At 43.9% G+C, this 13,586-nt stretch carries 10 protein-coding genes and 2 pseudogenes; all 12 read left to right on the plus strand.

Going from position 1 to position 13,586, the window contains the following annotated elements:
• Positions 1-115 precede the first annotated feature (115 nt).
• The 12 genes and pseudogenes from LC065_RS08600 (at position 116) to LC065_RS08655 (ending at position 13,575) form a co-directional block, all read left to right on the plus strand.
• On the plus strand, positions 116-1,105 hold the full coding sequence (locus tag LC065_RS08600) for a TAXI family TRAP transporter solute-binding subunit (protein ID WP_226592181.1): 990 nt from the start codon (positions 116-118) through the stop codon (positions 1,103-1,105).
• A 38-nt stretch (positions 1,106-1,143) separates the two neighbouring features.
• Positions 1,144-1,638: a DUF1850 domain-containing protein gene (locus LC065_RS08605; protein WP_226592179.1), complete on the plus strand. Its 495-nt coding sequence runs from the start codon at positions 1,144-1,146 to the stop codon at positions 1,636-1,638.
• Positions 1,635-3,791 carry a TRAP transporter permease gene (locus LC065_RS08610; RefSeq protein ID WP_226592177.1) on the plus strand — a complete coding sequence of 719 codons (2,157 nt, stop codon included), beginning with the start codon at positions 1,635-1,637 and terminating at the stop codon, positions 3,789-3,791. Before LC065_RS08605 ends, LC065_RS08610 begins: the two co-directional genes overlap by 4 nt.
• Positions 3,792-3,808: 17 nt before the next feature.
• Positions 3,809-4,684, plus strand: coding sequence for a fumarylacetoacetate hydrolase family protein (locus LC065_RS08615; RefSeq protein WP_306163894.1), 876 nt, complete (start codon positions 3,809-3,811; stop codon positions 4,682-4,684).
• A 6-nt stretch (positions 4,685-4,690) separates the two neighbouring features.
• Positions 4,691-5,482, plus strand: a complete 792-nt coding sequence (locus tag LC065_RS08620) for an SDR family oxidoreductase (protein WP_226592173.1) — start codon at positions 4,691-4,693, stop codon at positions 5,480-5,482.
• Between the two features lie 133 nt (positions 5,483-5,615).
• Positions 5,616-7,265, plus strand: coding sequence for a glycoside hydrolase family 13 protein (locus tag LC065_RS08625; protein ID WP_226592171.1), 1,650 nt, complete (start codon positions 5,616-5,618; stop codon positions 7,263-7,265).
• Positions 7,266-7,475: 210 nt separating this feature from the next.
• Positions 7,476-8,423 (plus strand): N-acetylglucosamine kinase, encoded by a 948-nt coding sequence (locus tag LC065_RS08630; RefSeq protein WP_306163895.1) that lies wholly within the window; start codon positions 7,476-7,478, stop codon positions 8,421-8,423.
• A gap of 15 nt (positions 8,424-8,438) precedes the next feature.
• The gene (murQ, locus tag LC065_RS08635) at positions 8,439-9,341 is read left to right on the plus strand and encodes an N-acetylmuramic acid 6-phosphate etherase (protein ID WP_226592167.1); all 903 of its coding nucleotides are present in this window, start codon (positions 8,439-8,441) and stop codon (positions 9,339-9,341) included.
• Positions 9,342-9,401: 60 nt separating this feature from the next.
• Positions 9,402-10,785 (plus strand): annotated as a pseudogene (locus tag LC065_RS08640) (ABC transporter substrate-binding protein).
• A gap of 145 nt (positions 10,786-10,930) precedes the next feature.
• Positions 10,931-11,824 carry a carbohydrate ABC transporter permease gene (locus tag LC065_RS08645; protein WP_226592163.1) on the plus strand — a complete coding sequence of 298 codons (894 nt, stop codon included), beginning with the start codon at positions 10,931-10,933 and terminating at the stop codon, positions 11,822-11,824.
• 19 nt (positions 11,825-11,843) lie between these two features.
• On the plus strand, positions 11,844-12,680 hold the full coding sequence (locus tag LC065_RS08650; RefSeq protein WP_226592161.1) for a carbohydrate ABC transporter permease: 837 nt from the start codon (positions 11,844-11,846) through the stop codon (positions 12,678-12,680).
• A gap of 14 nt (positions 12,681-12,694) precedes the next feature.
• Positions 12,695-13,575 (plus strand): annotated as a pseudogene (locus LC065_RS08655) (MurR/RpiR family transcriptional regulator).
• Positions 13,576-13,586: the final 11 nt, after the last annotated feature.

A 13,586-nucleotide genomic window follows, 5' to 3' on the forward strand; every position in this document is an offset into this window, starting at 1 on the left:
AATAAAAGCAAAGACCAAAATGACCAAAATGTCCAATATGTTCGTAATGTTTTTTTTAATAATTGAAAGCGTTACCATTATTTTTAGAATATTACGAATTGGGGGAATAAACACGATGAAACGGTTATTATTTGTTTTATCTTTAGCATTTACGTTAGTTTTGGCAGCTTGTGGCAGTGATGGCGGGTCAGAAGAGGCTTCAAGTTCCGGCGGTGGGTCTGAGTCCATTGTCTTTGGTACAGGTGGAACGTCCGGGACTTATTATCCTATTGGTGGCGCACTAAAGCCGGTTTTTGAAGAGAGCGATAGTATTGACAATGTAACCGTAGAATCTACGGGGGCATCTGTAGCTAACATCCAAAACATTAAGGACAGCCTTAACCAGATGGCCATCATCATGAGTGACGTTGGTTATGATGCGATTGAAGGGCAAGGTCAATTTGATGGAAACGCCGTAGAAGTACAAGCAATGGCGGGAATGTATCAGAATGTCGTCCAGGTTGCAGCTTTGAAGGACAGCGGTATTTCATCCATTGAAGATCTCGAAGGGAAAAAAGTAGGAGTAGGTAAAGTAGGATCTGGGGTTGAACAAAGTGCGAAGAAAGTGCTTGAAGCGGTTGGAATTACTTATGATGATCTTTCTAAAGTAACACACACGGGTTATGCCGATAGTGTACAGGAAATGAAGAATGGAAATTTAGATGCTGCGTTCTTCACTTCAGGTGTACCGAACAGCAACATTACGGACTTGATGCAGCAGACGGATATCAACTTTGTTGAAATCAAAGGGGAAACTGCGAATGCACTTATGGAAAAATATCCATTCTACAAGGCAAATACGATCGAAGCTGGTGACGAAGCCCGTTACAATTTAGACGAAGCTGTTGAGACGGTGGGTATTCAAAATATGATCATCGTCAGTCCGGATTTGAGTGAAGATGTCGTCTATGACATGACTAAACGCTACTATGAATATTTGGGAACAGAAGAAGTTTCCGTCGGTGCGTTGAAGCAATTGGGGCGTGATGAAATTGCTAAAGGTTTAATTGCTCCATTGCATCCAGGTGCCAAGAAATTCTATGAAGAACAAGGCATTTTAGAGTAAAGGAAACAGGGCATCGTTCTGGTGCCCTTTTTTATTCCATGAAACAGACTTATTTAGTTGTTGGCGTTATTGTCATTTTTAGTGCAGCACTCTCCTTATTCTTTGTGAAAGTGGAAGCGCTCGGTATTTATTCTAATCAGGAATTAATCAGGCTATTTCGGGTTGAAGAAGGAGATGGCTTTACCATCAGTTGGACTCATTCTGTTGAAAAAGAGACCTGGGAAGAGATGTTTGTCATAGAGAGCGGAACGATTGAATTGACGTCCACCCGTTTCAAAACGTTTGGGGCAGGTGTGCCAAACGATACTGGGGATGAGACCTATCTGAAAGATGGCTGGGTATACATGACAGGGATCTCCCAAAGGATAGGCAAGCAGCTGGCGATTCGGACAGGTAAAAGCACCAATCATAGGTTCATATATGGAAAGGATACCACTTTATCGCTTGAAAGTCAGAAAGCCTATCAAGTAAAGGTTCAGAAAGTTCCACTAGGTCAGTATATAGCAATTTATTGGAGGGGTGAGGAAAGGTGAACAAGCAGCAGAGCGAAACAGCGGAAAAATACGATCGTGAGAGTACCACGCGTGTGAATATGGCAAAACCGATCGCCTTAACGATTTCGGTATTGGCGATTGCTTTATCCTTGTTTCATTTGTACACGTCTTATGCAGGCTCACTTGTTGATGTGAAACAGAGAAGTATCCACCTTTATACATTGATGACACTTGGATTTCTTATGTATCCGTTCCTTAGGAAAAGAGGGCAGAGAGGTCTCCCTTTTTATGATTACATAACGGCGGGGTTGTCGTTGTTTGTAGGGATTTACATGCTGGCTACCGCTGAACGGATTATCCAATCCGGCGGTCAAATCAATGACACCGATTTTTATGTTGGTGTACTTATCATTCTACTATTGTTCGATATTACTCGACGTGTAACCGGATGGGGGCTTGCTCTTTTAGGTCTTGGTTTTCTCATTTATGGATTTTATGTGAAATTGTCGGTGTATCCGGACCTGAATCCTGCCGTGATCACAAGTGTTTCAAAACAGATTATTTCTCAATTGGTCTTTATTACAGAAGGTGTTCTCGGTACCGCTATCGGGGTTTCAGCCAGTTACATCATTCTGTTCATTTTGTTCGGGGCTTTTCTCGCAAAGTCAGGAATGGGTCAGTTATTCAATGATTTAGCTCTTGCTGTTGCCGGTCATACCAAAGGTGGACCAGCGAAAGTTGCGGTTATTGCCAGTGGTTTTCTAGGTTCGATTAACGGATCTGCCATTGCGAATGTTGTAACGACCGGTACGTTCACCATCCCTCTCATGAAGAAAATTGGTTATAAGAAAGACTTTGCCGGAGCTGTAGAATCTGCGGCCAGTGTAGGAGGTCAAATCTTACCACCCATCATGGGGGCTGCTGCTTTTATTATGGCAGAAAACTTAAATGTCGCTTACACGAAGATCATTTTAGCTGGAATCATACCTGCTTTACTGTTCTATGTCGGCATATTGCTGCAGGTTCATTTCCGAGCGTCTAAACGAGGACTAAGAGGACTGCCAAAAGAAGAACTCCCATCATTAAAAGGGGTCCTTGTTGAGCGTGGTCACTTAATCATTCCAATGTTGACTTTGCTTTACCTGCTTTTCTCCGGGAAGACACCTTTTTATGCTGCTTTTTGGTCAATCATTGCAACTGTAGTGATTTCCGGAACGAAACGGATGCTTCCGATTATTGTTGCTCTTTCTTTATATTTGATTTTCCAACCCCAACTGTCGGCTTTGGTCACAGGTGGGAATATACCCAACATTCGTAGTGATTGGTGGGAACTTTTATTGATCGTTGCTCTTCCTCTTGGGATCAACCTTTGGAGAAAATGGCTTCAAATCGAAGGGGATGAAGTGGGGATTAAAGATTGTTTGAATGCCCTTGAAGAAGGGGCTAAAACGACTGTCCCTGTAGCGATTGCGTGTGGTGCAGTCGGTATTGTTGTAGGAATTGCTTCCCTTACAGGGGTTGCGCTCGAGATTGCTAATAGCATTGTGAGTATTGGTAGTGCTGTAAACAGCCCGCTGATTCAATTGATTATCACTCTGATCTTGACGATGATCACATCTATAATTTTAGGAATGGGTCTTCCAAGTATCCCAACCTACATCATTACCAGTACGATGGCTGCGCCTATTCTTCTACAGCTTCCGTTATATCGTGAGCTTGCGGGATCTACGGAAACGGCTACCTTCGTGGCGCATATGTTTGTCTTTTACTTCGGTATCTTTGCCAATATTACGCCACCAGTCGCTTTAGCAGCATTTGCGGGAGCTGGAGTAGCAGGGGGAAATCCAAACAAGACCGGATTCCAAGCTATGAAACTTGCGATCGCTGGGTTCATCGTTCCGTTTATGTTCGTCTTTTCGCATGAGATGTTGATGATTGACGCAACAGTCATGAACATTTTGGTGATCACCGTAACTTCCCTCGTTGGAGTCTTTATGTTATCGATCATGGCCGAAGGTTATCTTAAATCCACAGTACCTGTATGGATGAGGGCCTTAGCAGGAGCAGGAGCTCTGCTATTGATATATCCAGGGCTCCTCACCGACTTTATCGGTTTAGCCATCTTTGCTTTTGTACTTGTCACAAATTTGAAGAGTAACAATGATCTTCAACAACAACGAACAGCTCTTTAATAGAGGAGGAAGATGTTATGCGCTTATCTACGATACTGAAAGATGGAAAAGAGATCGCAGTGATAAGAAATGAGGGAGGGCAAGTCACTTCTTTAACCGATGTGAATGATTTCTTTGAACAATCCTGGACCACGACCATGTTCGAATTGATTCAATCCAACCAATTGAGTCATTTTGAGAAATGGTGGAACGAGTTGGCAGATGAGAATAAAGAACGGATTCCATCTATTGAAGATCCGGATTACCGTCCCCTCTATCGCCACCCCAGAAAAATATGGGGGATTGGTTTAAATTACGTCGACCATGCTTCCGATTTGGACGAAGCTGCACCTAAAGGGGAACCTGCGAGCTTTATGAAGCCTGATACGGCAATTATCGGTCATGGGGACAAAATAAAAGTCCCCCAACAGTCCGAACGTACGACAGGAGAAGCAGAGTTAGGTGTGATCATCGGCAGAGAGTGTAAAGATGTCGAAGCTGCTGACGCGGGAAATGTAGTTGCCGGTTATACAACAATCATTGATATGACAGCAGAAGATATTTTGCGCAAAAATCCTAGATACTTAACGAGAGCAAAAAGTTTTGATACCTTCTTTAGTTTCGGGCCGGAATTCATCACTCCTGATGAAATCGGTGATCTTTTAGAAGTGAACGTTACAACAAAAATCAATGGCAAAGTTCATCGGACGAACAAAGTAAGGAACATGACTTTTCAACCTTACGAATTGGTTTCCTTCCATTCTAAAGTTATGACCCTCCTTCCAGGGGATATCATCTCGACGGGAACTCCAGGAGCGGTGGTTATTAGAGATGGTGACAAGATTGAATGTGAAGTTGATCGTATGATGGTACTGGAAAATTCAGTCGTTGATTTAAAAAATAATGAGGAGTGAATGGATATGGACTTGCAGTTAGAGAATAAATCAGTCGTTGTACTAGCTTCGAGTAAAGGGCTTGGAAAAGCGGTCAGCATGGAGTTCGCCAAGGAAGGAGCTCGTGTCCTTATTTCTAGTCGGAATGAAGCAGAACTTCAATCAGCGAAAGCTGAAATTCAAGAAGTGAGCGAGAACACTCAAGTCGAGTACCAGGTTTGTGATGTCACCAAAAAGGAAGATATTCAACAACTGATCGATAAGGCCATTGACCTTTTTGGAACGGTTGATGTGCTGATTAATAATGCCGGTGGGCCGCCAGCGGGAACATTTGAAAATTTTGATGATGAAGACTGGCAGAAAGCGTTTGAACTGAATTTACTCAGCTTTACGCGCTCTATACGGGAAGTTTTGCCTGCCATGAAGAAACAACAGTCAGGAAGAATCATCAATATTGCTTCATCTTCTATCAAACAAACGCTGGACAATCTTATCTTATCCAACACGTTTCGGGCAGGAATTGTAGGTTTGTCTAAAAGTCTGTCTCAAGAGCTTGCAGGGGATCAGATCCTCATTAACACCGTAGGCCCCGGACGTATCGCTACAGATCGAGTAGCGGAGCTCGATCAAAAGAGAGCTAATAAACTGGAGGTCTCTGTAGAAGAGCTGAAAAAGAGTACGGAACAATCGATTCCAATCGGTCGTTATGGCGAACCAGAAGAATTCGCCCGAACCGTTGTATTTCTCGCCTCAGGAGCCAACACTTACCTAACAGGCCAATCCCTGGTGGTTGATGGAGGATTAGTAAAAGCGCTCTAAATAAAAAGGCAGTCAACTATAAGTTGGCTGCCTTTTTCCATTATCTGTATGACCTGGTACAACAAATAATGGAAGTGAACCGCAGTTTTGCGTTAAGGTTATATGAGAAGGTTCTCATAAGGGAGTGGTAGAGATGAATAAGCATGAGTGGTGGAAAAAGAGTGTCGTCTATCAAATTTATCCGAAGAGTTTTAATGATACGAATGGGGATGGAATTGGTGATATCCCTGGAATTATAGAGAAGCTGGATTACTTGAAAGAGTTGGGTGTGGATGTTCTTTGGCTCTCGCCGATCTATGATTCTCCGCAAGAAGATAATGGCTATGATATTCGTAACTACCGTCAAGTGGATAATCTATTTGGAAGTATGGAAGACTTGGAACGGTTGTTGGAAGAAGCTCATAAGAGAGACTTGAAGTTGGTCATGGACCTCGTTGTTAATCACACATCTGATGAACACCCATGGTTCGTGGAGTCTTCGAAAAGCAAGGGTCATCCTTATCGTGATTATTACATATGGAAAGATGGCAAAGAGAACGGAGAGCCACCAACAAATTGGAACTCTGTTTTCAGTGGGCCGGCTTGGGCTTATGATGAAACGACTGGCCAATATTACCTGCACATCTTTGCGAAGAAGCAGCCTGATTTGAACTGGGAGAATCCAAAGCTTCGCGAAGATGTGTACGATATGATGAAGTTTTGGTTGGATAAAGGAATGGACGGCTTCCGGATGGATGTCATCAACTTTATCTCTAAAGATCCCGACTATCCGGATGGACAGAATGGAGATGGCAGCCCTTATTTTATGAATGGCCCTCGTGTCCACGAATTTTTGCAGGAAATGAATCGGGAAGTTCTATCAAACTATGATGTGTTTACAGTAGGGGAAATGCCGGGGGCTTCTCCTGAAGATGCGAAGCGTTATACGGATCCTGCGAATGAAGAATTGAACATGATTTTTACATTCGAGCATATGGATTTGGATTCGGACGGGGATAAGTGGAATTGGACGGAATTAAACCTTGTCGACTTGAAGGAGAATTTTGAAAAATGGCAGACCGCGCTCCATGATGTCGGTTGGAACAGTTTGTACTGGAACAACCATGACCAGCCCCGTATCGTTTCCCGCTTCGGTGATGATGGAGAATACCGAGTGAAGTCTGCGAAAATGCTCGCGATCTGCCTGCACATGATGCAGGGAACACCTTATATTTACCAAGGCGAAGAGCTTGGCATGACGAACGTCCACTTTGACACACTCGAAGAATATAGGGATATTGAGCTTTTCAATATGTATAAAGAGAAGAAGGAACAAGGATGGTCTCATGAAGATCTCATGAAAGCCATCTATGTAAAAGGCCGTGATAATGCCCGAACTCCGATGCAGTGGAATGATTCGGAAAATGGTGGTTTTACAGACGGAACACCGTGGATCCAGGTGAATCCGAATTATAGTGAGATTAATGCGGAGCGTGCTCTGAAAGATAAGAACTCCGTGTTTTACTTCTATCAACAGTTGATTCGTTTGAGAAAAGAAATCGATATGATCACGGATGGCAGGTTTGAACTCTTGATGAGAGAAGATCCGAACGTTTTTGCTTATAAGCGTGTCAGTGGTGCAGGAAGTCTTCTTGTCGTCTGTAACTTCTCTTCAGAAGAAGTAGCATTAGATGAGGACATTGTAAAAGAGATTGAAGGAAAGCCTGTCATTATTACAAATGAAAAGGAATCATCGAATCGCGGAAGATTAGCTCCTTATGAAGGAACGGTATATCTAATTTAATGGAAATAATAACCATACCAGGTCATCCAGATATTGGATGACCTGGTATGGTATTTTTTTTACAAATGGAAGACTCAAATTCCAACATCACCGCATCTGTATTATTAACTTTGGGTCTTTTTGAAATAACATTACAGTTTTTCAAAACATATGTTGACATAAAAATTCATAAATTTTATAATTAAGCCAACAAAGATTTGGAGGAAGTCCATGAACTATGTGATTGGAATAGATGGAGGCGGGACAAAAACGACGTGCCTGTTCCTTGAAGCAAATCACTGTACATACCCGGAACAATCAAAAGTCATGCAGGGGCTAGGGACCAACCCTCATCAGATTGGTTTTGAGGAAGCGGGGCATCGTTTAACGGCTCTTATCAAAAATGGATTACAAACATTCAACGTAGATTCTGCACAGATCATAGGCATTGGCTTCGGACTTGCTGGTATTGGTAGACCTGAGGACGAAGAAAAAATGAGAACGATCGTGCAGGATATTTTTTGGAATTTATCATTTTCTGAAAATTTAAACTCATTTGTGGGATCCGATAGTTTAGCCGCGCTGAAAGGAGCGCTTTCCCTAAAAGATGAATCTGGAATTCTTGTTATCTCAGGCACAGGGTCGAATGCAATTGGCATAGATCGTGAAGGGAAAATCCATAAATGTGGAGGCTGGGGACACCTGATTGGGGATGAAGGAAGTGGATACTATCTTTCTTTGAAAGCGTTATCAGTAATGGCGAAAGCCGCAGATGGACGTGGAGAGGAAACGCTTATTACCCCTCTTATATTGAAGAAGTTAAATCTCCAAAAGCCTGAGGATCTTGTCCGTCACATTTATGGGAGGTCTCATGAAAAACACGAGATTGCCAAGCTTGCGACATGTGTAATAGAAGCGTCGGAACAAAAGGATGCAGTCGCGGTGGAAATATTGAAAGAAGCTGCCGATCAGCTCGTTTTACATGTGGAAAGTATCGCTCGCCGCGGCTTTGAAAGAGATGCAGCCATTACAGCTGCAGGGTCTATTTTCAAGCATTCTAAAATCCTGAAACAGCACTTCATCCAACAGATCGAAACGAAAGGGTTAGGCGTATATAAAGAGCCCTATGCTCCACCTGAGTTTGGAGCAGCGCTATTAGCAATCCCGGAAAATTTATAAAAGGTGGTGCCAAAGGTGACGAATTCCTTGACGTTCCTAACAACAGAGCAACGAAATGAACGAACGAAAAACATGGATGAAATGACAACCGAACAAATTCTGAAAGTCATGAATGAAGAGGACCACAAAGTCGCAGAAGCCGTCAAACAGGTTTTGCCAGCGATTACGAAAGCTGTGGATCATATATCCTCTTCTTTGAAAAAGGGAGGCCGACTCTTTTACGTAGGAGCAGGAACGAGCGGCAGGCTGGGCATTTTAGATGCATCCGAATGTCCACCCACCTTCCTCGTGGATCCGGATATGGTTCAAGCAGTCATGGCCGGGGGCGGGGGCGCCTTCACCAAGGCCAAAGAGAATTCAGAAGATGATGCGGCTCAAGGTGAAAGAGATTTGAAAGCAAGAAAAATCACCTCAGACGATGTCGTTGTTGGGATCACTGCCAGCGGTCGCACGCCTTATCCAATTGGAGCTCTCAAACACGCGCGTTCGATTGGTGCTTATACGATCTCCTTATCCTGTAACCATCATTCCGAGATCAGTCATTTTGCCGAGTGCCCGATCGAGGTTGTCGTCGGGCCGGAAGTTTTGACAGGTTCGACGCGGTTGAAAGCGGCGACGGCGCACAAAATGGTGTTGAACATGATGACTACCACGTCCATGGTGAAACTCGGGAAGGTTTACGAAAATTTGATGGTGGACGTCCACGCAAGCAATCACAAGCTGCGTGAACGCGCAAAAAGTATTTTAATGGAGTGTACTTCAGCGACCTATGAGGAAGCAGAAGAAACGTTGAAAAAAGCGAAGCTGCAAGTGAAGCCGGCGATTGTCATGCTGAAGCAGAGCGTTTCTTATGATCAAGCGAAAAAAATGCTTCAAGCGAATGAGGGCAATTTGCGAAAGGCCATGGATGAATCTTAATGATTTGAAGACCATTTAGCATGGTTTCAAATAAATTTTCCAATCAAAAAGGGGGAGCTTATGTTGAGCATGTGGCGGAAAACATCTGCTTGGTTGATGATGGCGGTTTTGTTCGCTTTCTTGTTGTTGGTCGGTTGTACACCTGGAGCAGGAACGGAAGAAACAGACAGCGAGGGTACAGAAGAGGAATCCAGTTCTGAATCTTCCTCAGAGTCTGGTGAATCCGGTGAAGTTTCAGGAGAGCTTGAGATTCAGTACTTTGTCGGTGGTTATGGAGATTCATGGTGGAAAGAAGTCATTGCAGATTTCCGGGAAGAGTATCCGGATGTTTCAATCACGGAACATGCAGGACCTAATATTAATGAAGAAATGCGTTCACGCTGGGTATCCGATGATCCACCTGATGTCGTCTATATCGATGGTGCCGGTTCCAGTGAAACACAGATGGTTGAAGATGGTCAGCTCATGAACATGACGGAATGGTTGAGCGGTGTTGAGCTTGAGGATGGCTCAGCTTTAGGCGAAAGTTTCATTGTTGATCCTGCTACGTACGATGGAGAAATCTACAGCTTACCACTTGTCTTTGATACTTGGGGCACTTGGTATGACAATGCCTGGTTTGAAGAGAACAACTGGGATGTACCGAAAGACTTCCCTAGCTTCATGGATACGATGAGTCAAATTAAGGAAGATGAAGGCATTGAACCTTTCGTTACGACAGGACAATATCCATACTACTTCCTACGCGGCGCGCTTTACCCTGCCTTTGGTGCAGCTGGTGGCGACGAGTTACTTAATGATGTCATTACAGGTGCAGAAGGCGCTTGGACGAGTGAACCTGTCCTTAATGTCATGAAAAAAAGTGGAGCAGATGCAGCAAGAAGGAATGATTGATTCTGGTTTCGGTGCGTTGAATCATACGCAATCCCAGATGAACTTCCTGCTTCATGACAATGCGTTCATTCCGGTTGGTTTCTGGTTGCCGAATGAAATGGCGAATGATACACCGGAAGATTTCGAATATGGATTCATTCCTTCTCCGATGCAGGATGAAGGCGAACCATATGCCATCGTTCCGGACCTTCGCCCATTAGCGATTGCAGAAAAAGCTGAAAACCCAGAAGCAGCGAAAGCTTTTGTGGAGTTCGTTTTCACAAAAGAATATGCGAAGAGTTTCTCTGAACATACGGGAGCAATCATGAACTTGCAAGGAGTCGACCTTGCTTCTAGTGAGGAAGTTCCTTCATTCTTGATTGATGCGAACCAGATGATCAATGATCCTGAACAGGTTCAGATCTATCAGAAGCCTCACCCGATGAGTTCTGAGCTTGAGACGCCGATCAGCAACTCACTCGTATCTTTGATGCTCGGTAACATTACAGCTGAAGAGTTCGTTGAGGAAGCTGAACAAGCGGCAGCGGAATACCGCAGCAGTTTGGAGTAAAGGACAAGTGGAATGTGGAGGCGGACGTCTTTACATTCCATTTTTCTTAAAGGCATAAGCCAATCAACCGTGGGAAAGCGATCCTGCTGTTGCTTGACTGATGCTAGTAAAAACATATTCAAACTAGAAAAAGAGGTGGTTGTAAATGGTCCAGTCCAAACGACAGCGGAACTTGTTCCTTGCCTTCTGTCTTGTTCCGACATTCATTTTGTTTGCCGTGTTCACGTTGTACCCCTTGTTCAATGGTCTTTATTATTCCTTTTTTAAATGGTCGGGGGCATCTTCACTCGCCGAGTTCGTAGGTTTTGATAATTACCGCCGGTTATTCAGCGATGATATTATCCCAAGAACGATTTGGCATGATTACTTCCTTGTCATTACAAAAGTGTTCGGCATCATGATTCTGTCGACCTTTTTTGCGGTAGCTTTAACACAAATGAAAATCAAAGAAGCTCCGTTTTACCGGATTGTCTTCTTCTTTCCGAATATCATGTCCGTCGTCGTCATCGGGATTTTGTGGATGTTCATCTATAATCCAAGTCTCGGTCTTGTAAATTCAGGCCTCGAATTGATTGGTCTTGAAAGCTGGACACGTCCATGGCTCGGGAGTGAAGACTGGGCTTTGCCAAGTCTTGTATTACCTTCTGTCTGGGCAGGAATCGGGTTGTTTATGCTCATGCTGATGGGCGGGATTTCCAACATATCGAAAAGTTATTATGAAGCAGCAGAAATCGACGGGGCGACCGAATGGCAGCAGTTTTGGAAAGTAACCTTACCGCTGATCTGGCCACAAATTAAAATCTCCATTTTGTACATCATCATTACGACCTTGAATGGATCTTTCATTATCGTCCAGGTCATGACCAAAGGTGGTCCGAACAACTCCACCCACGTGATGGGGTCCTACTTATATGAACAGGCTTTCGTTAAATACAATTTCGGATACGGGGCGACGATCGGTGTTATGATTTTGATTTTGTCTCTCTTGACCGTTTTAATTATGCAGTTCCTGATGAGAAGAGAGAAAGTGGAGTATTAACAGACAGGAGGGGAATAGAGTGCAAAAAGGGAGTATTTTTTCAAGAACGATTGTACGTATCCCATTGATCATCTGGTCTCTGGCCGTCTTATATCCGATCTTCTGGATGGTGTTAGGGGCATTCAAATCCAACGCAGAAATCTACGCCAATCCATGGGGACTGCCGGAATCGTTCAGTTTCAGTAATTTCGTCAATGCATGGAGCAATTACAATATTGATACGAGTGTGTTTAATAGTTTCATCGTCACCGGTCTTGGAGCAACCCTGACCCTTGCGATGGCCATTCCGACTTCTTATGCTTTAGAACGCATGCGCTTCCGTGGAAACCGTCTGTTGTTCACGCTATATATTTCAGCGATGATGATTCCTATGGTCCTTGGCTGGATTCCGTTGTTTTTCCTACTGATGCAGCTGAATTTACTGGATAACATTTTCGGCCTCAGTATCGTTTATGCGGTCAGCCAATTGCCGTTCAGTATTTTCGTTTTGACGAGTTTCATGGCAACGATTCCAAAATCACTGGAAGAAGCGGCAGCGATTGACGGGATGTCTCCATACGGCATCCTGTGGAAAATCATTACGCCACTTTCGACAACCGGGATTATTACCGTTACGATTATGAATATGATCCAGTTTTGGAATGAGTATTTTATGGCGCTCATCTTCCTGCAATCGGAGGAAAACTATACGCTTGCTCTTGCGATTGATTATATTAGTAATGAAACGCAATATACGAATGCCTGGGGGACGCTGTTTGCGAGTCTTGTCATTGCGATCGTTCCTGTTATCGTTTTGTATGCGATTTTCCAACGCCGAATTGTTAAAGGAATGACTGAGGGAGCCATTAAAGGATAAGTGTGGTGAAACAAATGAAAAATTCTCTAACCGGCGGGCTTGTTATCTTAAATGAAATGAAAGACAAGCTTCCACCTTCTGAAAAAAAAAGATTGCCGAATTCATTTTGGATCAGCCTCATGAAGCGATCCACTGTACGGCGACACAGCTCGGCGAACTGAGCTCCACGAGCAGCGCGGCCGTCATCAGGTTGTGCAAGTCTCTTGGACTGAAAGGTTTGCAGGAATTGAAATTGAGGATATCCGGTGATTTGCAAAAGAAACCGGAGGCCAGGTACCGGGATATTCAACCGGGAGAGCCTTCCGATTCAATTGTTGAAAAAATAACGAGCAACAGTCTGCAGGCGATCCGCGAAACGACGGAAATGGTAGACTACCGGACGTTGTCGGAAGCGGTGAAGCTGTTGAATGAAGCGGGTGCGATTCACTTTTTCGGTGTGGGAGCGTCCGGGATCATCGCTCAGGACGCCCAACAGAAATTTTTACGGATGAACAAGCCGACCTCTGCTTTTACAGATATGCATAACGCGGCGATGAACATTGCCAACGTAACGGAGAACGATGTCGTTTTCGGCATCTCTTTTTCTGGTGAAACCTATGAAACAGCGAAGATTATGGAAATCGCGAAGAAAAAGGGAGCGCGGACGATTAGTTTGACACGTTATGGACAGTCTCCTGTTACAGAACATGCCGATGTTTCGTTGTACATTTCAGCTTCAAGGGAGATCCCTGCACCATTTCGAAGTGGTGCCACATCTTCCCGTCTTGCCCAGTTACATATGATCGACATTCTTTTCGTCAATGTCGTCACAGAACAATGGGACAAGGCCTCCGAGTACTTTCATGAAATTACCGACGTCATGGATTTGTTGAAAGGGAAGAAAACGAAGGGATAAGGAGGAATCAT

It is taken from the genome of Halobacillus litoralis (assembly GCF_020524085.2).
Classification (GTDB): domain Bacteria; phylum Bacillota; class Bacilli; order Bacillales; family Halobacillaceae; genus Halobacillus; species Halobacillus litoralis_E.

Bases quoted from the DNA above. Each gene is read 5' to 3' on its own strand.
- LC065_RS08645 (WP_226592163.1), top strand. From the start codon at position 10,931: ATGGTCCAGTCCAAACGACAGCGGAACTTGTTCCTTGCCTTCTGTCTT.
- LC065_RS08620 (WP_226592173.1), top strand. From the start codon at position 4,691: ATGGACTTGCAGTTAGAGAATAAATCAGTCGTTGTACTAGCTTCGAGT.
- LC065_RS08605 (WP_226592179.1), top strand. From the start codon at position 1,144: ATGAAACAGACTTATTTAGTTGTTGGCGTTATTGTCATTTTTAGTGCA.
- LC065_RS08630 (WP_306163895.1), top strand. From the start codon at position 7,476: ATGAACTATGTGATTGGAATAGATGGAGGCGGGACAAAAACGACGTGC.
- LC065_RS08600 (WP_226592181.1), top strand. From the start codon at position 116: ATGAAACGGTTATTATTTGTTTTATCTTTAGCATTTACGTTAGTTTTG.
- LC065_RS08615 (WP_306163894.1), top strand. From the start codon at position 3,809: ATGCGCTTATCTACGATACTGAAAGATGGAAAAGAGATCGCAGTGATA.
- LC065_RS08625 (WP_226592171.1), top strand. From the start codon at position 5,616: ATGAATAAGCATGAGTGGTGGAAAAAGAGTGTCGTCTATCAAATTTAT.